The 19242-nt window shown below is 70.3% G+C and carries 20 protein-coding genes; 7 read left to right on the top strand and 13 right to left on the bottom strand.

The window, feature by feature from the left end; translation table 11 throughout:
- Positions 1-80: 80 nt before the first annotated feature.
- On the bottom strand, positions 81-1073 hold the full coding sequence (locus tag I5071_RS24500; RefSeq protein WP_236515241.1) for an AraC family transcriptional regulator: 993 nt from the start codon (positions 1071-1073) through the stop codon (positions 81-83).
- Between the two features lie 34 nt (positions 1074-1107).
- On the opposite strand from I5071_RS24500, the gene I5071_RS24495 reads away from it, so the two are divergent.
- The 3 genes from I5071_RS24495 (at position 1108) to I5071_RS24485 (ending at position 2573) form a co-directional block, all read left to right on the top strand.
- Positions 1108-1500 carry a DoxX family protein gene (locus I5071_RS24495; protein ID WP_236515240.1) on the top strand — a complete coding sequence of 131 codons (393 nt, stop codon included), beginning with the start codon at positions 1108-1110 and terminating at the stop codon, positions 1498-1500.
- Positions 1501-1568: 68 nt separating this feature from the next.
- Positions 1569-1757 (top strand): hypothetical protein, encoded by a 189-nt coding sequence (locus I5071_RS24490; RefSeq protein ID WP_236515239.1) that lies wholly within the window; start codon positions 1569-1571, stop codon positions 1755-1757.
- 357 nt (positions 1758-2114) lie between these two features.
- Complete coding sequence (locus I5071_RS24485; RefSeq protein ID WP_236515238.1) at positions 2115-2573, top strand: VOC family protein; 459 nt, start codon at positions 2115-2117, stop codon at positions 2571-2573.
- 119 nt (positions 2574-2692) lie between these two features.
- Here the strand turns inward: I5071_RS24485 and I5071_RS24480 are convergent, their stop codons facing one another.
- A complete protein-coding gene (locus I5071_RS24480; protein WP_236515237.1) occupies positions 2693-3460 on the bottom strand; it encodes a hypothetical protein in 768 nt (255 codons plus the stop codon).
- Positions 3461-3755: 295 nt separating this feature from the next.
- Between I5071_RS24480 and I5071_RS24475 the strand changes: the two genes are divergently transcribed.
- Both I5071_RS24475 and I5071_RS24470 read left to right on the top strand, forming a co-directional pair.
- Positions 3756-4313, top strand: coding sequence for a dihydrofolate reductase family protein (locus tag I5071_RS24475; RefSeq protein ID WP_236515236.1), 558 nt, complete (start codon positions 3756-3758; stop codon positions 4311-4313).
- Between the two features lie 233 nt (positions 4314-4546).
- Complete coding sequence (locus I5071_RS24470; RefSeq protein WP_236515235.1) at positions 4547-6415, top strand: chloride channel protein; 1869 nt, start codon at positions 4547-4549, stop codon at positions 6413-6415.
- A 65-nt stretch (positions 6416-6480) separates the two neighbouring features.
- On the opposite strand, the gene I5071_RS24465 is transcribed toward I5071_RS24470, so the two are convergent.
- Together I5071_RS24465 and otsB are read right to left on the bottom strand one after the other, a co-directional pair.
- Positions 6481-6801, bottom strand: coding sequence for a hypothetical protein (locus I5071_RS24465; protein ID WP_236515234.1), 321 nt, complete (start codon positions 6799-6801; stop codon positions 6481-6483).
- 124 nt (positions 6802-6925) lie between these two features.
- A complete protein-coding gene (gene otsB / locus I5071_RS24460; protein WP_236515233.1) occupies positions 6926-9295 on the bottom strand; it encodes a trehalose-phosphatase in 2370 nt (789 codons plus the stop codon).
- A gap of 143 nt (positions 9296-9438) precedes the next feature.
- Here otsB and I5071_RS24455 point away from each other — a divergent pair, with 143 nt between their 5' ends.
- Both I5071_RS24455 and I5071_RS24450 read left to right on the top strand, forming a co-directional pair.
- Complete coding sequence (locus tag I5071_RS24455; RefSeq protein WP_236515232.1) at positions 9439-10728, top strand: ABC1 kinase family protein; 1290 nt, start codon at positions 9439-9441, stop codon at positions 10726-10728.
- Positions 10729-10824: 96 nt separating this feature from the next.
- On the top strand, positions 10825-11337 hold the full coding sequence (locus tag I5071_RS24450) for a GNAT family N-acetyltransferase (RefSeq protein WP_236515231.1): 513 nt from the start codon (positions 10825-10827) through the stop codon (positions 11335-11337).
- 27 nt (positions 11338-11364) lie between these two features.
- Here the strand turns inward: I5071_RS24450 and I5071_RS24445 are convergent, their stop codons facing one another.
- From I5071_RS24445 to mbhE, 9 genes are all read right to left on the bottom strand, one after another.
- A complete protein-coding gene (locus tag I5071_RS24445; protein ID WP_236515230.1) occupies positions 11365-12195 on the bottom strand; it encodes a hypothetical protein in 831 nt (276 codons plus the stop codon).
- A gap of 1 nt (position 12196) precedes the next feature.
- The gene (locus I5071_RS24440) at positions 12197-12886 is read right to left on the bottom strand and encodes a hypothetical protein (RefSeq protein ID WP_236515229.1); all 690 of its coding nucleotides are present in this window, start codon (positions 12884-12886) and stop codon (positions 12197-12199) included.
- A gap of 519 nt (positions 12887-13405) precedes the next feature.
- Entirely contained in the window at positions 13406-13741 is a 336-nt protein-coding gene (mnhG, locus tag I5071_RS24435; RefSeq protein ID WP_236515228.1) for a monovalent cation/H(+) antiporter subunit G, read from the bottom strand.
- Positions 13738-14028 (bottom strand): monovalent cation/H+ antiporter complex subunit F, encoded by a 291-nt coding sequence (locus tag I5071_RS24430; protein ID WP_236515227.1) that lies wholly within the window; start codon positions 14026-14028, stop codon positions 13738-13740. The genes mnhG and I5071_RS24430 overlap by 4 nt, the downstream gene beginning before the upstream one ends.
- Positions 14025-14498, bottom strand: a complete 474-nt coding sequence (locus I5071_RS24425; RefSeq protein ID WP_236515222.1) for a Na+/H+ antiporter subunit E — start codon at positions 14496-14498, stop codon at positions 14025-14027. Before I5071_RS24425 ends, I5071_RS24430 begins: the two co-directional genes overlap by 4 nt.
- The gene (locus tag I5071_RS24420; protein ID WP_236515220.1) at positions 14495-16003 is read right to left on the bottom strand and encodes a proton-conducting transporter membrane subunit; all 1509 of its coding nucleotides are present in this window, start codon (positions 16001-16003) and stop codon (positions 14495-14497) included. The genes I5071_RS24425 and I5071_RS24420 overlap by 4 nt, the downstream gene beginning before the upstream one ends.
- Positions 16000-16347: a Na+/H+ antiporter subunit C gene (locus tag I5071_RS24415; RefSeq protein WP_236515218.1), complete on the bottom strand. Its 348-nt coding sequence runs from the start codon at positions 16345-16347 to the stop codon at positions 16000-16002. The genes I5071_RS24420 and I5071_RS24415 overlap by 4 nt, the downstream gene beginning before the upstream one ends.
- On the bottom strand, positions 16347-16766 hold the full coding sequence (locus tag I5071_RS24410) for a Na+/H+ antiporter subunit B (RefSeq protein ID WP_236515216.1): 420 nt from the start codon (positions 16764-16766) through the stop codon (positions 16347-16349). The genes I5071_RS24415 and I5071_RS24410 overlap by 1 nt, the downstream gene beginning before the upstream one ends.
- A complete protein-coding gene (gene mbhE, locus I5071_RS24405; RefSeq protein ID WP_236515214.1) occupies positions 16763-19000 on the bottom strand; it encodes a hydrogen gas-evolving membrane-bound hydrogenase subunit E in 2238 nt (745 codons plus the stop codon). Before mbhE ends, I5071_RS24410 begins: the two co-directional genes overlap by 4 nt.
- Positions 19001-19242 lie beyond the last annotated feature (242 nt).

The raw sequence follows: 19242 nt of genomic DNA, 5'->3' as shown, positions 1-19242 counted from the left end.
AACGAACGAAGCGTCGCGCTCACCGCGGAGATTTCGAGAAAGCCCCTTTCGGGGTTTTCTCCTTTCAAGGCCGGCCGCCGTCACTTCCGACGCAGGCCCTGCTGTTCGAGCGCGCGGCGGAAGGTCGCGGGGCTCTCGCCCTGCCAACGTTTGAAGGCGCGACTGAACGCGGGGAGGCTCTCGTAGCCGACGAGGTTTGCGACCGCCTCGATCCCGTCGTCGCCGTCGCGAAGCAGCTCGGCCGCGCGTGTGACGCGCCAGCGCGCGAGATATTGGAGGGGCGACTCGCCGACGAGCTCGGTGAAGCGCGCCGCGAAGCCCGAGCGAGACATGTTCACCCGCTTCGCGAGCGCCACCACGGTCCACGGCTCGGCGATCTGAGCGTGCATCAGGTTCAATGCCTCGTAGATGCGCGGATCGGTGAGCGCAGGAATGCCGGGGGCCTTGCACTGGCCCGAGGCGCGCACCGATCGAAGCGCGAGGACGAAGAGCACGTCGGCTAGGCGCTGGAGCACGACACTGCTCGCGGGCTTCGGTGCGACACTCTCGGCGAGGACGAGCTGCACCAGCGCCGCGATCGACGGGCCCGACGTCGGATCGCTCGACGACAGCACGACGAGGTTCGGCATCTTCTGAAGGAGCGGCGGTTCATGCCCGCTGCGAATCTCGAAGAAGCCCGCGACGAGGTTCGTGATTGCACCGCTCCCACCGATGCGCCGAGGCGTGAGGTTCGAAGTCGGCGGACCATCGCACACGGCCCCGGCGACCGTGTCGGCCGAGTCGCGCAGCAGGTGGGGCGTGCCGTGCGGAACGAATGCGACCTCCCCCGGCGAGAGCACATGAGCGCGCTCGCCCTCGACCTCGATGCGCGCGCTGCCACACGTGACGAGATAGAAGCTCGCGCGAGATCGCGTCGGCAAGCGAATGCCCCACGGCGCGTGCGCCTCGAGCGGCTTGTAGAGCGCGTGGCGGAGGAGCGAAGCGCCGAGCACGTCCGCGACGACGTCGCCGCGCGGGTCCTGGAGCTCCATCGGAGATGGAGCTTCGGCTAACTTCTTTGGCTTTCGAGACATGGACAGTCCATAGCGCACCTCCTACCAATAGCCCATGAAGAAACTCCGATACTGGATTCCGACGGGCCTGCTCGCCGCGATGATCTTCATCTCGGGCCTCGCCAACGTCACCCATCAGCCGATCCCGATGCAGGCAGCAGCGCACCTCGGTTACCCCGCGTACATCGCGACCGAGCTGGGCATCTGGAAGCTCCTCGCCGCCGTCACGTTCGTCTTCGGCGCGCGATGGCCACGCCTGAAGGAGTGGGCCTTCGCGGGTGTGTTCTTCAATTTGAGCGGCGCGCTCGTCGCGCACGCCGCCTCGGGGGACGCCCTCGCCGAGAGCGCACCGGCGGGCGTGCTCCTGCTGCTGACCGGCATCGCCTACGTCGCGCACCGACGCTTTCACGCCGACGGCAGCTCGCGCGACAGCCCTTCACGCGGCTGACTCGACTACGTGAATCGGGCGCTGAGCAAGAGCCGTGCTTCGGCCCAGGACCTCCCCGTTCCTCAGCGTTGCAGTTGCACGCGAGCCCGGAATGCTGGCGAAACGGGCGCGTCGATCCGGCGACGCGCGGCGTCGCGATCGTCGGGATGAGTGGCACGGTCGTCCCGAGCGCGACAATGCTCCGGTACTTCGATCTCTTCCTGCCGAAGCCCGTCATGTTTGCGGATCTCGACGCGATCCTTCGGCCGGCGCACTGAACCTCGTCTATCCGTCGACGCGCCCGCTCCCGCTCGAGGTCTCGGCGTTCCGCGACTTCCTGTTGCAGACGATCGAGAACGAGTGGGGGTAACGTCCAGGCGAGCGCCTCGTCGCAGCGTGCGATGCAGAACGCGACGCGCTCTTCGACCTCGAACGTCATCACGAGAGAGCGGTCTCAGGGCCATGGAGCCCGTCGGCTGTCGAGCAGTGAGCTCGGTGGGTCGTGATCGCGACTCGATTGCCGGAGTCGCTTCACCGACCTCGCGCTCGGACCACCGGGGCCGCCATTGCCAATCTCTCGCCCGACGGCCCGAATGGGAAGCTTTCCGAGCGGCGGCGGCGCGTAGGTAGCGGGGATGGACGACGATCGAGGAGACCTGCCCGCTCCCGCCGAGGGGTTCGTTCTCACCCACTTCCTGACCGTGCGCGACGTGGCGCGGTCGAGGAGGTTCTACAGCGAGGTCCTCGGGGGAAAGGTGGTGCTCGACGAGAACCCCTGCATCGTCAAGCTCGCAAATGGCTGGATCATCATGAATCCCGGCGGAGGTCCCACTCCGGACAAGCCGCAGGTGGTGCTCCGGGCTCCGGATGATCCCGACCACGTGTCGAGCTTCATGAACCTCCGCGTGGCGGACATCCACGCCTGTTACGAGGCCTGGCGCGCCAAGGGCGCCGAGTTCCTGACTCCTCCCATCGATCGCAAAGCCGAGCTGCGCTGCTACATGCGCGACCCCGACGGCTATCTGATCGAGGTGGGCCAGGCCACTGGGATGCTCCACGGCGTCTATGCGGACTTGAACCCGAAGGGGAGGTAGCGAGAGACGTCGGGTGAGCGCGGCGAAACGCGCTCACTCCCCGCTCGCGCACACCGGAGTCGGGCGACGCGGCAACATCCCCGGTCTCACAGGATCGACGCGAGTCGGCTCGCGCTCGGTCACTCGTCCCGTTGCACGATGCGGAACGAGTCGAGCGCGCGCTCGCAGTCGCGGCGCCAGCGCGTCGAAGTCGTCTGCAGGCTCCCGCAGGTGGTCGTGTAGAGGACCGTACCGTCGAGGACCTGCAGCGTGTACGTGTGCTGCACCTCGCCGCGATCCGTCGTGCTGAGCGTGTCGTAGCGGACGCCCGGCGCGCCCGCGGAGTCGGTATCGCGATGCGAGCGCACCTGGACGCCTTCTCGCTCGAACGCGGCCCAGTCGATCTGGAGCCCACCGGCGACCGCCTCCGGCGCGAACACCTGCGAGCGTACGATGAGCACGACGTGCGCGTCGGTCGGTCCGTAGCCGCGCGCGGAGCGATGCGCTTCGAGGTTGCGGATGCCCGGCCGGTGCGGCGCGTCCCACTCGACGAAGCCGCTCGGTCGCTCGATCGTGTACGACGGCTCGTGCGGAGGCGCGGCCGGAGGGGTTTCGGGCGCCGCAGGCGCGGCGACCACCTCCGGCGGGGGCGCCACGTACGACGGCGACGCGAAGAAGCGCCACCCGAAGGCCTCGCACTGGGCTCGCGGCTCCGCCGGGAACGTGGGGTAGTACACGATCACCTGGCCCCACTCCGCCGCGCAGTCACCGAGGCTGCGCTCGCGCGGGCATGGCCCGCTGGACCACGTCCCACCGCTCGACGCGCAGTCGCGCGGTGTGTCTTCGCTCGCCGACGGTACGTAGCGATCGGGCGGGTACTCGGTGCACGTGCCATCGGCGTCGCGCACGCACGAAGGGCCCCTCGGAACCGGCGTGGACGTGAGTGGCGGAGGAGGCACGGGAGCAGGTGGATCGTGATCGCAAGCACAGCTCGCCATCACGAACCACGCCACGACTCCGATGCCGCGACTCCCGATCGAGCTCCGCATCGCACGATGTTCGAGCGCGCGGCAGAGCAAGGTCAACTCGCGACGGCTCGCCGCATCGCGATCAGCGCGTCGATCAGAAGAGCTGCGAAGGCACGACTCCAGCGCGCTCCGCACGGCGTCACGATCGCCGGCGCGTATGGCTTAGACTCGCCGCATGGGACTCTTGACCTTCAGCATGAACGTCACCCTGGACGGCTGCGTCGACCACCAGGAGGGAATCGTCGACGACGAGACACACGCCTTCTTCACCCGCCTCATGGACGAGGGCGGGGCGATGCTGTGGGGCCGCGTCACCTACGAGATGATGGAGAGCTACTGGCCGTCGGTCGCCCGCGGCGACGTGGAGGCGCCGCCGGCGATGCGCGACTGGGCGGTCAAGCTGGAGACCAAGCCGAAGTACGTGGTGTCGTCGACGCGAAAGGACTTCCCGTGGACCAACAGCCACCACATCGCCGGCGACCTGCGCTCGGGCGTGCAGAAGCTCAAGGACGCGACCCCGGCCGGTGTGCTCCTCGGCAGCGGCAAGCTCGCGACCGAGCTGGACCGGCTGGATCTGATCGACGAGTACAAGTTCCTCGTCCACCCCAGGATCGCCGGCCACGGCCCGACCCTGTACCAGAGCGGGCTGCCCAGCACGCGACGCCTCGAGCTGGTCTCGGCGAAGCCGCTCCGCAGCGGCGTGGTCGCCATGCACTACCGGCGCGGGCGCTGACTCGGAGCAAGCTCGTCGTCGGGAGCCGACAACGTCGTCGACCATCGCCGCGGCGTCGCGCAGGTGTCGCTCTCGTCGCGGTGGGTCGATCGACCTCTCGCTCGATCTTCATGGTCACACGGCGGCTCGCAGGGCGCTGGTTCCCGTGGATCGCGCCCGAGCCGCCTGCACGCTGACGTCGAGCAAGGGCGTGCACGAGCGCTCGCATTCGCTCACGCTGCACGGTCTCGTCGATGGTCGATTCGTTTGAGCTCCAACGATTGTTGGATCGCGCCCGTGAGCGAGTGGTCGCGATCACGCTACGGTTCGCGCCGAGCGAGCCCCAGCGTCTCTTCGGCCTGACGATCGCGATCGGGGCGATATGTGGGCTCGTCGCGGTCGCGTTCCACGAGGCGATCCAGCTCGCGCAGGAGCTCCTCATCGAGCGCGTGGTGCGTAGTGGCGCGACGACGCGGTGGTGGTGGATGGCGGTCGCGATCACGCCGGCGGTCGGCGGGCTGATCGCGGGGCTGCTCCTGCACTACGTCGTGCCGAGCGCGGCGGGCAGCGGCGTGCCGCAGGTCAAGGCGGCGTACTCGATCGATTCGGGCAAGGGCGTGCGGCTGCGCGATGCGCTCGGCAAGCTCGTCGTGTGCACGATCCAGATCGGCACCGGTGCATCGCTCGGTCGCGAAGGGCCGACCGTGCAGATCTGCGCGGGGATCGCGACGAGCCTGGGCCGATGGCTGGCACTCTCTCCCGCGAACCTGCGCAAGCTGATCCCGGTGGGCTCGGCGGCGGGGATCGCGGCGGCGTTCAACGCGCCGATCGCGGCCGTGACGTTCACCATCGAGGAGGTCGTCGGTACGCTCGATCAGACCGTGCTCTCGGGTGTGGTCGTTGCAGCAGCCCTCGCCGCGGTCGTCGAGCACTCGATCCTCGGAGAGAGTCCGGTGCTGCACGCACCCGTCGGCGCAGGTCTGCACCACGCGTCGTCGCTCCCGTTCTACGCGCTGCTCGGAGTGGGCGCGGGCGTGGTCGCGATCGCGTTCGGCGATCTACTGCTGCTCGAGCGTGAGCGAGCGAAGCGCTCGCGACTGCCCGCGCCGCTCAAGCCGGCGATCGGCGGGCTGCTGACGGGCGCGCTCGTCGTGCTCGCGATGGTCGCGGTGTCCGAGAGCGGCGTCGCGGGTGGCGGCTACGCGACGCTCTCGCGCGCGCTCGCGGGCGCGCTCCCGCTGCACGCGCTCGCGATCCTCGTGGTGCTCAAGATCGCAGGGACGGTCTCTTCGTACTCGAGCGGCGGCGCAGGAGGCATCTTCGCGCCCTCGCTCTTCGTCGGCGCAATGCTCGGGGGCCTCGTCGGGAGCCTCGACGTGCTCGCGCTCGACCACGTGCCGTCACAAGAGCTCACGTCCTTCGCGCTCGTGGGAATGGGCGCACTCTTCGCGGGGCTCATCCGCGCGCCGATCACGTCGGTGCTCATCATCTTCGAGATGACGCACGGCTACGGCCTGGTGCTACCGCTGATGATCGCGAACAGCGTCGCGTACCTGATCGCGCGCCGGTTCCGTCCGACGCCGATCTACGAGGCGCTCCTCGCGCAGGACGGCATCAAGCTGCCCCACGGGACGACGTCGCGCGGGTCCCTCGCGTCGCTCGTGGTCTCCGGCGCGATGACCCGCGACATCGTGACGATCCCCGCCGCGACGGGCGCGCGCGACGCCGCACGGATCACCGCGAGCCACGGACACGGGACCTATCCGGTCCTCGACGACGACGGACGCTTCGTCGGGCTGCTCAGCGAGGCGCGCCTGCAGCGCTCGCTCGCGGAGAAGGAGGACGCGCGACCGGTGCGCGAGATCGCGAAGCACCGCGACTATTGCGTGCCCGACGAGACGCTGCTGCGCGCGGTGACGCGCATGACGCGCCTCGGCGTGCGGCAGCTGCCGGTGCTGGAGCGTGGGTCCCACCGGCTCGTGGGCATGCTCGCCATGAGCGACGTGATGCGCGCCCAGATGCGTGCGGAGGACGACGGCGGCGAGGCGAGCTCGACGGATCGACTGACGCTCGAGGCGCTCCCGCCGATGAGTCCGCGCGATCACGGCGCTCCCCACAGCTAGGGCGCGCACCACCGGAGACGTGCGTAGTCGTCGCGCGATGTTCGAGGCGCTCTCGGCGCCGGTGATCACTTGTCCCGCCGCAACTTGAAGGCGTCAGCGAACGTCCGGATCACGTCACTCGGTTTCGAGAAGATGATCTCGATGACGGTCACCGGGCGCTCGCGGTAGACCCTCGCGAGGTCCGCGATCGCGACCTCGAGCGCGTCGCCATTCGGAGCAAACCGATAACGATTCTGATCGGCGGTGAGCAGGCCGCGCGCCGCGAGATCGACGAGGCGGTGCCCTGCGGAGATCGTAGCGGTGCGTAGCTCCTTCGCGACCTCGTCCGGGCTCCAGTCGCGGTCGCGCCACGACCGCAAGAGGAGAAGGATCTCGAGCTGTTCCACCGATCCGATGTGATCGAGCAGGAAGCGGTAGACAGTCTCCGGAATTCCGGGAGGTGCGGACACTTTGTCGGGCCGATTCGGCGGCTGTGAGGTGGAGGAAATCGGCGCGCAGGCAGCCGAGCGCTCATCGGGCTGCCTCGAGCGTGCGGAGGAAGTCGGACGCCCACCCCTCGGGCGTGCTCCCTCTCACGCGCGCCATCATCGACGCATGGCGTTGCGCGCGCTCCTCGTGCGGCATCTCGAGCGCGCGCGCCAGATCGCGCGCCATGCCGTCGCGGTGGTGCGGGTTCGTGAGCACCGCACCATCGAGCTCGTCGGCCGCGCCCGCGAAGCGCGAGAGCACGAGCACGCCCGGGTTCGCCACGGCCTGCGAGGCGACGTACTCCTTCGCGACGAGGTTCATCCCGTCGCGCAGCGGCGTGACGAAACCGACGTCCGCCGCGCGATAGAGCGCGGCGAGCTCGGCACGCCCGTACGATCGGTACACGTACCGAACGGGCACCCAGTGCGCCTCGCCGTAGAGGCCGTTGATGCGTCCGACGAGCGTCTCGATCGCCCGGCGCTGCTCGGCGTACTCCGGCACGTCGGCGCGCGACGGCACTGCAACCTGGAGCATCGAAACGCGTGCGCGCCACTCGGGAAAGATCTCGAGCATCCGGCCGAACGCCTCGAGTCTCTCGACGATGCCTTTCGAGTAGTCGAGTCGATCGACGCCGAGCACGAGCTTTCTCCCGCGCAGCACGGCGTGCAGCTCGGTCATGTCGTCGAAGCGCGCGTCATCGGTCTCTTCGAAGATCTCCGCATCGATTCCCATCGGGAACACGCCCACGCGCACCTCACGAGAGGCAGTGCGCACTCCTCGGTCGGTGCGCACCGCGCTGGACGCGAGCCGCTGCGCGCAGTGCACGAAGTTGCTCGCGTACCGGCGCACGTGGAACCCGACGAGGTCGAACGCGAGCATCCCTTCGATCAGCTCGCGTGCCCAGGGGATCGTCTCGAAGAGATCGAGCGGCGGAAACGGGATGTGCACGAACAGGCCAATCGGGCCGTGATGGCCGAGACGTCGTAGCGCTGCTCCGACCAAGAGCAGGTGATAGTCGTGCGCCCACACCGTGCCGCCCCGTGACGCGAGCCTCGACGCCTGCTGAGCGAAGAAGTCGTTCACCTCGACGTACGCATTCCAGTCGCGCTCGTCGTAGCGCGCGCGACCCGGAAAACCGTGGAAGATCGGCCATAGGCTGCCGTTCGCGAATCCGTTGTAGAAGCGCGCGTGCCATTCCGGCCGCAAGTCGAACGATGCGCGTACCGGGCTCGACGTGGCATCGATTGCGAGCTCGAGAGCGTCGGCGTGGCGCCCTCCGCTCCAGCCGAGCCACACTCCGTTGCGGGCGCTCAACGCGGGCCCGAGGCCGGAAACCAGCCCACCGACATTGCGCGCACGCTCGCTCTCGCCCGCCGAGCACGCCGGCGCATCGGGCAAGCGGTTCGAGATCACGACGAGGGGCGCGCCGCCTTTCGTCCGAGCCCGCGGAATCAATCGAGGGAGTGCGACCGGTCCGCTCGGCTCACGGGCCTGGCGAGCACGGTGCAGCGCGCGCAGGAACGAGTGCACCGCACGCACGTCGTCGAGGCGCGCCTTGGCGCGCGTCGGTCGATCAGGATGGCCGACGACGACCGACAGATCGGCGTCGCCGAGCGCCGCAAACGTGTCCTCGTCGGTGCGATCATCACCCAGCGCGACGAAGAGAGTGCCCGGAGGAACGCGCTCGCGAAGCCACGCAACGGCGCTGCCCTTGTGCGCGTCGCGATGCCGCACCTCGAGCACCAACTCACCCTCGAGCAGCTCGTACTCGGGGTGCTCGTGCAGCCAGGGCTCGACGGCGTCGAACCCCTCGACGATCACCGCTTCGCGGTCCGGAAGGGGCACCCTGCGATAGTGCAGCGAGACCGACCACGTCTTCCGCTCGACCAGCGCACCGGGGCGTGAGCCTGCGAGCTCGCGAAATGCGCGCTCGATCGGTCCGGGATCTGCGCCACGCAGCGGAACCTGTTCCCATCCTTGCTCGTCGCGCCTCCACACTCCGTGCTCGCCGACGAGCAGCGCTCCGGCAACACCGCCGAGCCGCGCATCGAGCTCGTCGCGCTTGCGGCCGCTGACCACGGCGAGGTGGACGCCCGGCGAGCGTGCGAGCGCTGCAACCAGTTGCCGCGTGTCGGCGTCGACCGTCGCCTCGGCGGGCGACGCGGCGAACGGGATCAGCGTCCCATCGAGATCGAGCACCAGTGCGACGTGCGGCGCGCGCGCGATGATCTCGAGGATGTGCGAGTCATGTGCGTCCATGGTCTTCGCCGAGTGTCCGGAACGCGACGCACCAGCACTGGCGCTCCCCGAGCGCCCGTCCCCGGGAGCGGCTATCCGTCGGCCGCCGTGCCGATCGACACGAGGCAGGCCGGTTCTCGCGCCAAGAGGTAGCACCAGATCGTTTGAGCTCAAACTAAATTCGCGCTCGCGATTCGTGCGATGAACGTGCCCGTGACGCGCGCTCGCGCGCGGCGCTCACGTCCCTTACCCGCACGTCACGGGCCGCGCCCGCGCGGGCCCTGATGCAGGCCATACTCGCAGCGAGGCGGCATGCGATGAGCGACTCCCGAGATGACGATCACCGCGCCTTGCCGACCGGCCGTCTGGCGCGCTTCGCGCGGCTCGCCGCCCTCGGCGCTCGCACCGGCGCGGGCCTCGTCGTCTCGCGTGACCGCGGCCGCGCCGTCGCCGCGCGCGCGGCCGAGGTGCTCGGTACGATGCGCGGGCTCGCCGCGAAGATGGGCCAGATGGCGAGCTACGTGGACGGCTTCGTCCCCGACGCGCATCACGCGGCGTTCGAGGAAGCGCTCGCGACGCTGCGCGATGCCACCGCGACGACGCCTTTCCCGGCGGTCCGCGAGCTCGTCGAGGGCGAGCTCGGCGCTCCGCTCCGCGACCTCTACGGTTCGTTCGATGAGCGCCCGTTCGCGAGCGCGTCGATCGGTCAGGTGCACCGCGCGACGCTTCACGACGGCCGCGAGGTCGCAGTGAAGGTGCAGCATCCGGGGATCGAACGCGCGATCGCCTCCGACCTCGACAACGCCTCCGTGATCGAGCCGCTCGTGCGCGCGATGGGCGGCGAGAAGGTCGACTCCGCCCGTATCTTCCGCGAGGTTCGCGAGCGGTTCGAGGAGGAGCTCGACTACACGCGCGAGGCGGCGAGTCAGCGCGCGTTCGCGCGGGCGTTCGCCTCCGACCCGCACGTCGTGATCCCCTCGATCGTCGACGTTCGATCGTCGCGGCGCGTGCTGACGTCGGAGTACGTGCGTGGTGCGCGGCTCGAGGAAGGCGCGTCTGCCGCCGAGCCCGAGCGAACCGCTTGGGCGCGCACGCTCTGGTCCTTCACGTTCACGTCGATCCTCCGCGACGCGCGCTTCAACGCGGACCCCCATCCCGGCAACTTCCTGCTCCAACCCGACGGCCGCGTCGGGTTCCTCGACTTCGGCTGCGTGCAACCGCTCGAGCCCGCGCACGCCACGACGATGCGCGACATGCATCGCGCCGCGGTCGCGCGAGACGAGTCGGGCTTCGCGCGAGCGTGCGCGGCGCTCTTGGGTGCGCGGGGCGGCTCGTACGAGCGCGTCATGGTCGGCTACACGCGGCTCTGTTACGAGCCGCTCTTCGCGTCGCCGTTCCGCATCACCCGCGCGTACGCGGCAGAGGTCGTGCGCCGGACGCAGGAGATGAAACAAGAGATCTTCTTCGCGAAGGACGGCAGCACGGTGCCGCTGCCGGCGGGGATGCTCTTCGTGAACCGATTGCAGTTCGGGTTCTACTCGGTGCTCGCGCGGCTCGACTGCGAGGTCGACTACGCTTCGCTCGAGGCTCCGCTGCTGGCTTCGTGATCGGATACGGCTTCGCGCGGCACCGCTGTCGCGTGGCTCGCGTCCCGTCACGAATCGTGCTCTGGACGCGGTCGCGGTCGCTAGAGTCTGCGACCGATGAACGGACCCCACGACTTCCTAGCGACGGTTCGCTTCCAGATTCGTCCCTGCCGCGAGGCCGATCTCGAGCCTCTCGAGTGGATGGGGACCTACACCGCACATCGCGACACCTTCCGTCGCGTCTGGCGCGATCATCAGCGCGGGACCGCGTCGATGTTGGTCGCCGAAGCCGACGCGTTCCCGGTGGGGCAGCTGTGGGTCGATCTCGCGGACCAGCGACACGGGCTGCTCTGGGCGCTGCGCGTGCTGCCGGGGCTGCGCGGCGCCGGCATCGGCCGCGCGCTGCTACGCGCCGGTGAGCGCGTCGCCGCGCGCGCAGGACGTCCGATCGCGCAGCTCTCCGTCGCGATCGACAACGAGCGCGCGGCGCGGTTGTATCGCGCGCTCGGCTACCGCAGGGTCGGTGAGCGCGTCGCGGAGATCGAGCACCGCGCGCACGACGGCTCGCGCATCGTGGCTCGCGAGAAGCAGATCGTGATGGAGAAGGTGCTCGACGCGCCGCGCCAGTGACGCGGCGCTCGCCGCAGAGGAGGCACGTCACTTCGCAGGCGGGCCGGTGCCACTCGTCACGCGCTCGCGCGCGACGTCCGCGTCGCGATGCATCGCATCGCGCGTGTCGAGGATCGCGGATTGGCTCACCCGGAACACGCCGCCGGGTCGGTCGAGCTCGACGATGACGACCATCACCGTCGAGACCGCGAGCGCGAGCGCGAGGGCCGGCGCCGCCGCGCGTACCCCGGTCATGCCGGCGCCGTATCCCAGCACGCCCATTCCGAGCACGGCCACGCCGATCAGCGTCGCGATGATCGGCGGCGGCAGGTGTTGGTGCAGCGCGACGGTGACGCGGTCCTCGTGCCGGTCGATGACCGCGTTCAGCGCGTCGACGAAGAGCGCCGTGCTCTCGGAGCGCGGATCGAGGCGTGCAGCGGCGACCGCTTCGGTCCAGAGGTCGTCGTGGAGATCCTGCGAGCGCGCGAGCGCCGCGTCGAGCTCGTCGACCGTCGCGGGGGTTCGCGTTTCGACGTAGCGCCGGAGGAGCTCCCTCGCACGCTCGTCGTGAGGCGCAGGGAGCAGCGCTGCGCGGAGATACGCCGTGCCGATCGCGTTCGCCTCGTCGAGCACCAGGCGCTTCCGCTCGGCGTAGCGCGCCTCGACGATGTTGAAGCTGAACGCGAGCAGGAGCCCGAGCAGCCCCAACAGCGCGGCGAGCACGGCGGCGGCCTGTCCGGCGAGCGCGCTCTTCGACTCACCGAGCGAGTATCGGCGGGCGATGCGGAAGCCGACTTCCGTCACGAGGAAGAGCGCCGCGCTCGCGATGAGGAGCAGGATCCACCAGCTCGGGGCGCCGTCCGACCATCCCTCGGTCACATCATCCTCCGCCGGTGGGGATCAGCGCGGCGACGAGGGCGCGTACGCCCCAGTCGGGAGCGCTCTCCGGTCCCTCGGCGTACCACTTGCCGAACACACCGAGGCTCAGGGGCAGCGGGCCGAGGTGGACGAGCTGGCTCACGCCTGCGATCAGCGGAACGGTCCACACGTCGGAGTGCCACTCGTACGTCGTCTCGGTCTGCACCGTCAGCGTGGTGCTCGTGGGCAGCACGTAGGAGGCGAAGGGCTGCAGGAACGTCTGGCTGTAGTCGTCGGGCTCGTCGGTGGTGGCGAACACGTGGTTCGCGAGCGTGCCGAGCGTCAGGCCGTGCGACTGCCAGAGGACCACGGCGGTCGGGCCGACTCCGAAGTGGCCCGCACCGAGGCGATCGTCGGTCGAGGTCGGAAGCGCGAGCACGGGTCCGACGCCGATCATCAGCCCACCGATCGCCGGCGGGACCAGGAAGAAGCTCGCCAGCGTGTCGCCCATGCCGGCGAGCGAGCCGCCGCCGGGGTCCTGCGCGCTCACCACGTCGTCTTGGTAGAGGAACGGCATGATCACACGCGTCACCAGGAGCCAGTCGGAGCCGAGCGGGACCGGGATCACCGGCTGCACGTTGAGCAGATAGCGAAAGCCCTCGTCCTCGGTGCCGAGCCCGAATTCGAAGTTGCTCTGGAGTGGGACGCTCACGAGATCGGCGATGGGGTTGGCGAGCTGGTTCGCGAGGTCCTGCGGAGAGCCATCCGAGGCGCGCTCGCCCGCTGACTGGGGCGCCGCATCCTGCGCGTCCGTATGTGCGGCGATCAGCCATGTGAATGCGAGCGCCGTGCTCGCCGGGGCAACGCGCCGGGGAAACCAGAGCGCGATGCGAAACGCTGCTCGGATGGTCACGACGTGCGAGCGAGCGAGGAGCGTGCCGCGTGGTCCACGCTCGCCAGGGACGCGAGGCGCCGAGGCGCGGGGCCGAGGCCCCGCGCCGCGATTCGATGATCCGGCGTGATGCTGGGCGCGGGGCGCGGCGCAGCGCGTGCAAAGCCGCCCAGCCCAACGCCACCACGGCACCGGTCACGGCAGCCGCGCTCGGCTCGTCGACGCGGCACACCTGCGGCCCGCGTCGATCGATCGCGAGGCCGAGGCCCCACGTCCGAGAGCCCTTCGCTCGGGCGCGCGGCGACCTCATCGAGCGCCGCCTGCGCGAGCACGCGGCGCTCACGAGCGCTCGCGTGCCCGACGAAGATCGTCGCGCCGGGTCCCCTCCCAGAGCGGCACGCCGTTGAGGTATCCGGCGCGGCCGATCGCGTGCGCGGCGACGGGCGCGGTCAGCATCACGAACGCGATGAGCAGCGCGACGAGCACCGTCGCCTCCGCGCGCTGGAGCGCAAGAGCGACCGCGCCCATCAGGAACGCGAGCCCGACCGCGCCGCCCTTCGTCGCAGCCTGCATCCGGGTGTACAGGTCGGGCAGGCGCGCGACTCCGATCGACGCGATGAGCACGAACGCCGAGCCGACGGTGAGGAGCACCGACGCGATCCAACTGGCGATCATCCTTCGACCGCCTTTCGCTCGAGGAAGCGCGCGAACGCGACGGTGCCGAGGAACGCCAGCAGCGCCGCGACGAGCGCCGGGCGAAGCGTGTGCACGTCCCGCTCGGCGAGCGCGCGCACGCCGCAGTACGCGACGGCCACGTAGGTCGTCAGGTCGAGCGCGACCACGCGGTCCGCGAGGCTCGGTCCGCGCGCGAGTCGGAACAAGCACACGAAGAAGCTCGCGACGAGCATCGCCGTCGCGACCTTCACCACGAACGGGAGCGGATCGGTGACGTCGAACGTCATCGCAGGAGCTCCAGCACGCGTCGCTCGAAGTCGCGCTTCACCTGCGCGATCGTCTCCTCGGGATCGTCGACGAACATGAAGTGGACGTAGAGCGTGCTGCGATCGGGCGTGGCCTCGAGCGAGAGGCTGCCCGGCGTGAGCGAGATCAGGTTCGCGAGCACTGCGACCTCGGTGTCGGTGCGCGCCTCGAGCGGGACCGCGAGCACCGCGGGGCGCGTGTGGTGGGTCGGGGTCACGACGTCGTAGGCGACGCGCAGCGCCGAGAGCGTGGCCTCGCGCACGAAGAAGGCGGTGAACTCGAGCAGCTGACGGAGCTTCTCGAAGTAGCGCGCGCGAGCGGCGCGACCCGGCGGGATGCGCAGCGCGAGATACCCCAGCGCGAACCCGAAGAGCAGGTTGAGGCCCGTGACCTCACCGACGATCGTCGCCCAGAGGATCGCGAACAGCATGTTCTGCACGAACGACGTCACGGCGACGGCACCTCCGCTCGCGTTCCGAGCACTGCGTCGACGAAGGCGTCGCGATCGAGGAGCTGCTCGGCCCCGCCGAGGCTGAGCGCGACTGCGGGCTCCGCGAGCACGCTGAGCAAGATCGTCACGAGCACCATCGCGCCGAGGCCGAGGTGCATCGTCGCGGGCGCTCGCCGCGGGCTCGCGAGGACGGGCGCCTCGGGCGCCGGTGACCAGAACGCTCCGATCCAGATCTTGGCCATCGAGTACAGCGTCAGCAGGCTGACGACGAGGGCCGTCGCGACCAGCAGCCACGCGCGCGCGTCGAGCCCGGCGCGCACGAGGAGGAGCTTGCCGACGAATCCGGCGAGCGGCGGGATGCCCGCGAGCGAGAGCGCCGGCACGAGGAACGACATCGCCAGGCCGGGGCGCGTGCGCGCGAGCCCGCCGAGGCGCGACAGATCGCCGGTCCCCTGCTCGCGCTCGATCACGCCTGCGACGAGGAACAGCGCGGACTTCGCCGCGATGTTGTGGAGCACGAAGTAGATGGCACCGCCCACGCCGAGCACGGTGCCCAGCGCGATGCCCATGACCATGTAGCCGATCTGACTGACGACGTGGAACGACAGGATCCGCCGCACGTCGTTCTGCGCCGCCGCGCCGAGCACGCCGGTGACCATCGTCAGCGCGGCGACGACCAGGAGAACGTCGCGAAGCACCGCGAGCTGCCCACCGTAGACGCCGACGAACACGCGAGCCATCGCGTACACACCGACCTTCGTCAGCAGCCCGGAGAAGAGCGCGGACACTGCCGCGGGCGGCGTGTGATAGCTGGCGGGCAACCAGAAGAAGAACGGGAAGATCGCGGCCTTGATGCCGAACGCCGCGAAGAGCAGCAGCGCGGCGGCGCCGATCGCACCGCTCGGGCTCGCGCGCTCCAGGCGCACCGCCATGTCTGCGAAGCTCAGCGTGCCGCAGAGCCCATAGAGGAGCCCGATCGCCGCGAGCATCAGCGCGGACGAGACCAGGTTGAGGGTCACGTACTTGATCGCGCCCTCGAGCTGCGCGCGCTCCCCTCCGAGCGCGAGGAGGACGAACGACGCCGTCAGCTGGACCTCGATCCACACGAAGAGGTTGAAGAGATCGCCGGTGAGGAAGGCTCCGCACACGCCCGCGATCACGAGCTGCAGCAGCGGATGGAACCCGAACGCACGGCGGCGGTGTGAGACGCCATCGATCGAGTAGATCGCGACTGCCAGGCCGAGCACGGACGTGATGCACACCATCGTCGCGGAGAGCCGATCCGCGACGAGCGACACGCCGTAGGGCGCGGGCCACGAGCCGACCTGTGTGACGAGGATCCCTTCGGCGCGAACGTGCGCGAGCAGCACGAACGCCGTGACGACGAGCGCGACCGACGACGCGATCGAGATCACCGCCTGCGCCCTCGGCGTGCGAAACGCGAGGAACGCACCGACTGCGGCGCAGAGCGGCCACACGAGCGGCAGTGCGACGATCGCGCTCATCGATCGGTGCTCCGCAGCTGATCGGGATCGTCGGTGCGGAGCGTCTGGTGCGCGCGGTGGACCAGCGCGATCGCGAACGCGACGACGCCGAAGCCGATCACGATCGCCGTGAGCACGAGCGCCTGCGGCACCGGATCGGCGACGCCGGTGGGCGGCGCCTGCGCGCCGTGCGGAACGATCGGCGGTGGTCCGTGTTGCGGGCTCGCGGCGGTGAACAGCAGGAGGTTCGCAGCATGCCCGAGCAGCGAGAGCCCGATCAGGAGCTTCACCATGCTGCGGCGGAGCATCATGTAGATGCCTGCCGCGTAGAGCGCCCCGACGACGACCGAGAGCACCACGTGCATCACTCACGCCCCAGTGAGAACACGATGGTCAGCGCGCTGCCGTACACGACGAGATAGACCCCGGCGTCGAAGAACAGCGGTGTGCCGAGCGAGATCTCGCCGAGCTCGCCGAGCGGAAGCGTCGCCCATTCGGCGCGCAGGAGCGGATCGCCGAACACGAGCGGCGCGAAGGCCGCGATGATCACGATGGCGAGCCCCAGCGCGGCGATCGCACGGGTGTCGATGCGAAGGGCGCGACGGGCCGAGTCGTATCCGTACGCGATCGCGTGGAGGACGAGGCCCGCCGCGGCCGCGAGGCCTCCGACGAACCCGCCGCCCGGCTCGTCGTGCCCGCGCACGAGCACCACGAGCGAGAAGAAGAGGATCACCGGCTGCAGCACGCGCGCCGACGCCTGCAAGATGATCGACCGCGTGATCACCGTGCCTCTCCCGAGCGCGCGCGGAGGCGCAGGAGCGCGAAGACGCCGAAGCCCGCCGTCGCGACGACGATGGTCTCTCCCAGCGTGTCGACGCTCCGGAAGTCGGTGAGGATGACGTTCACGACGTTGTGCCCGTGCGCCGCCGGGAGGCTCTGCTCGAGGAACCACGCCGACACGCTCGGATCGGGGTTCGTCCTCGCCGCTGCGAGCGCGAGCGCCGAGACGAGCGCGCCGAAGCCCAGGGCGACCAGGGCGTCGCGACTGCGGGTCGCGCTGCTCGACAGCAAGGGCAGTCGCGGCAGCCGGCGGAACGCGAGCACGAACACGACCACGCTGAGGGCCTCCACGACGAACTGCGTCATCGCGAGGTCGGGCGCGCCGAGGTCGAGGAACAACGCGCCGACTCCGAAGCCGACCGCGCCGAGCGCGGCGACGGCCGCGAAGCGCTCCGCCGCGATCACCGCGAACAGCGCCGCAGCGATGATGAAGGCGCCCAGGCCGACCTGGCGCGGCTGTAGATCGTCGAGCGCGCCCGTGAGATCAGGCGGCGGCGCATGCGCGATCGCGATCGCGACGACCACGGCGATGACGACGAGGGTCACGAGCGTGTAGACGCGGAGAATCCCGTTCTGGAGGACGCGCGTCTGCACCTTCGCGACGCGTGCGAGCGCGCCCATCGTCGCCTCGTAGCCGCTGGCCGGGCCGAGGTGCAGCGCGCGCGACAGCGCGGCGCCTGCGCGGCGCAGGTGCGCGCGCGCGGCGAACACCGCGACCCCGACCACGAGCGTGACCACGCTGAGCGCGAGCTCGACGCCGACGCCGTGGAACACCAGCGCGGATGCGGGAACCGCGCGCGCGGCGACGAGCGATGCCGCGGCGGCCACCAGCGGCGTGACGAGCGCAGGCGCGACTCCCGCGACCACGCCGAGCGCGGCGAGCAGCAGCGGCGGGCCCCAGAGCCACGCGGGAGGCCGGCCCACGTCGTCGGGGATCCCGCGGCGCGGGCCGAGGAGCGGCCGCGCCGCGACTGCCATCGCCACCGCGACGAAGAGCGCGCTCGCGACGAACGCGCTGGCGAGCGGGGCGTACGCGGCATCGGGGAGCAGCGCCGCATACGCGAGGTCCTTCGCGAGGAACCCGAGCGTCGCCGGCACGCCTGCCATCGACGCGCCCGCGAGCAGCGCGGCGACCGCGCTGTGCGGGAGCGCGCGCGCCATCCCGCCGACCGTCTCGGCGTCCTTCGCGTGGGCCTGGTGCTGGACCACACCCGCATGGAGGAAGAGCGCGCCCTTGTAGAGCGCGTGCGCGACGACGTAGAGCATCGCCGCCGCGATCGCGTACGTGGTCCCGATGCCGAGCAGGAGCGTCACGAGCCCGAGCGCGGCGACCGTCGAGTACGCGAGCGCGGGCTTGAAGCGCGTCTCGCCGATCGCGCGCGCCGCGCCGACGACCGCGGTGATCCCCCCGATGGGCGCGACGAGCGCGGTCCACTCCGGTGTGCCCGCCAGCGCCGGAGCGAACCGCGCGAGCAGGAACACGCCGGCCTTCACCATCGTCGCGGCGTGCAAGTACGCGCTCGCCGGCGTGGGCGCCTCCATCGCGCGAGGCAGCCACGAGTGGAACGGCACCTGCGCGGATTTCGTGAATGCCGCGACGGCGATCGTGAAGAACGCCGGCCGGTAGAGCTCGTGCGCACGCACGATGTCGCCGCGCGCGACGATCTCGGAGATCCGCGTGGTGCCCGCGGCGGTCGAGAGCATCACGAGCCCGGCGAGCAACGCCAGCCCACCCGCGACCGTCACGAGGAGCGCGTGCCGTGCGGCGTCCCGCGCCTCGGCGCGCTCGTGATCGAACCCGATCAGGAAGAACGACGCGACGCTCGTGAGCTCCCACGCGAAGTAGAGGAAGAACACGTCGTCCGCGAGCACGAGCGCGAGCATCGCGAACGTGAACAGCGCGAGGAGCCGATCGAATCGCCGCAGCGCGTGGTCGTCGTCGAAGTACGCCCCCGCGTAGCCCGCGACGAGCGCGCCGATGGCACAGACGATCAGCGCGAACAGCCCGGAGAGCGCGTCGAGGCGCAGCGCCGTCTCGAGCCCGGCCGAGGGCGCCCATGGCAGCACACGCTCGAATGCACGACCCGCCACCAACGACGGCGCGGAGACCGCGAGCGCGACCGCGAGCGCTGCGGGCACGAGCACCAGCGGAATGCGAGCGAGGCGTGCGCGCGACATCGGAGTGACCGCGCGCTCCATGCACGCCTACTCGGTCCGTAGGTCCGGTGGGCGGATGCCCAAAGTGCCAGGACACGAAGCGCATACCGAACGCGCGAAATGATTGCGGCGGACGACCGTTCTCGGTATCAACACCCTTCGTCCACAGTCTGTCGGGTGCGGTGTCGTCCACCGCAGGTCTCCCCGGCTGGTCGGGCCGCCAGCCGCTCCGAGCGCATCGCGCTCGCGGAGCGTCATGTCCC

The sequence above is a fragment of the Sandaracinus amylolyticus genome, assembly GCF_021631985.1.
GTDB lineage: Bacteria > Myxococcota_A > Polyangia > Polyangiales > Sandaracinaceae > Sandaracinus > Sandaracinus amylolyticus_A.
Note: the sequence above shows the minus strand (reverse complement) of the source record. Positions and strands in the feature narration are given on the sequence as shown.

What these genes read in the sequence shown, in the direction of transcription:
- I5071_RS24500 (WP_236515241.1), bottom strand. Translation starts at nt 1,073, where the DNA reads ATGTCTCGAAAGCCAAAGAAGTTAGCCGAAGCTCCATCTCCGATGGAG.
- I5071_RS24495 (WP_236515240.1), top strand. Translation starts at nt 1,108, where the DNA reads ATGAAGAAACTCCGATACTGGATTCCGACGGGCCTGCTCGCCGCGATG.
- I5071_RS24485 (WP_236515238.1), top strand. Translation starts at nt 2,115, where the DNA reads ATGGACGACGATCGAGGAGACCTGCCCGCTCCCGCCGAGGGGTTCGTT.
- I5071_RS24475 (WP_236515236.1), top strand. Translation starts at nt 3,756, where the DNA reads ATGGGACTCTTGACCTTCAGCATGAACGTCACCCTGGACGGCTGCGTC.
- I5071_RS24470 (WP_236515235.1), top strand. Translation starts at nt 4,547, where the DNA reads ATGGTCGATTCGTTTGAGCTCCAACGATTGTTGGATCGCGCCCGTGAG.
- I5071_RS24455 (WP_236515232.1), top strand. Translation starts at nt 9,439, where the DNA reads ATGAGCGACTCCCGAGATGACGATCACCGCGCCTTGCCGACCGGCCGT.
- I5071_RS24450 (WP_236515231.1), top strand. Translation starts at nt 10,825, where the DNA reads ATGAACGGACCCCACGACTTCCTAGCGACGGTTCGCTTCCAGATTCGT.
- mnhG (WP_236515228.1), bottom strand. Translation starts at nt 13,741, where the DNA reads ATGATCGCCAGTTGGATCGCGTCGGTGCTCCTCACCGTCGGCTCGGCG.
- I5071_RS24430 (WP_236515227.1), bottom strand. Translation starts at nt 14,028, where the DNA reads ATGACGTTCGACGTCACCGATCCGCTCCCGTTCGTGGTGAAGGTCGCG.
- I5071_RS24420 (WP_236515220.1), bottom strand. Translation starts at nt 16,003, where the DNA reads ATGAGCGCGATCGTCGCACTGCCGCTCGTGTGGCCGCTCTGCGCCGCA.
- I5071_RS24415 (WP_236515218.1), bottom strand. Translation starts at nt 16,347, where the DNA reads ATGCACGTGGTGCTCTCGGTCGTCGTCGGGGCGCTCTACGCGGCAGGC.
- mbhE (WP_236515214.1), bottom strand. Translation starts at nt 19,000, where the DNA reads ATGTCGCGCGCACGCCTCGCTCGCATTCCGCTGGTGCTCGTGCCCGCA.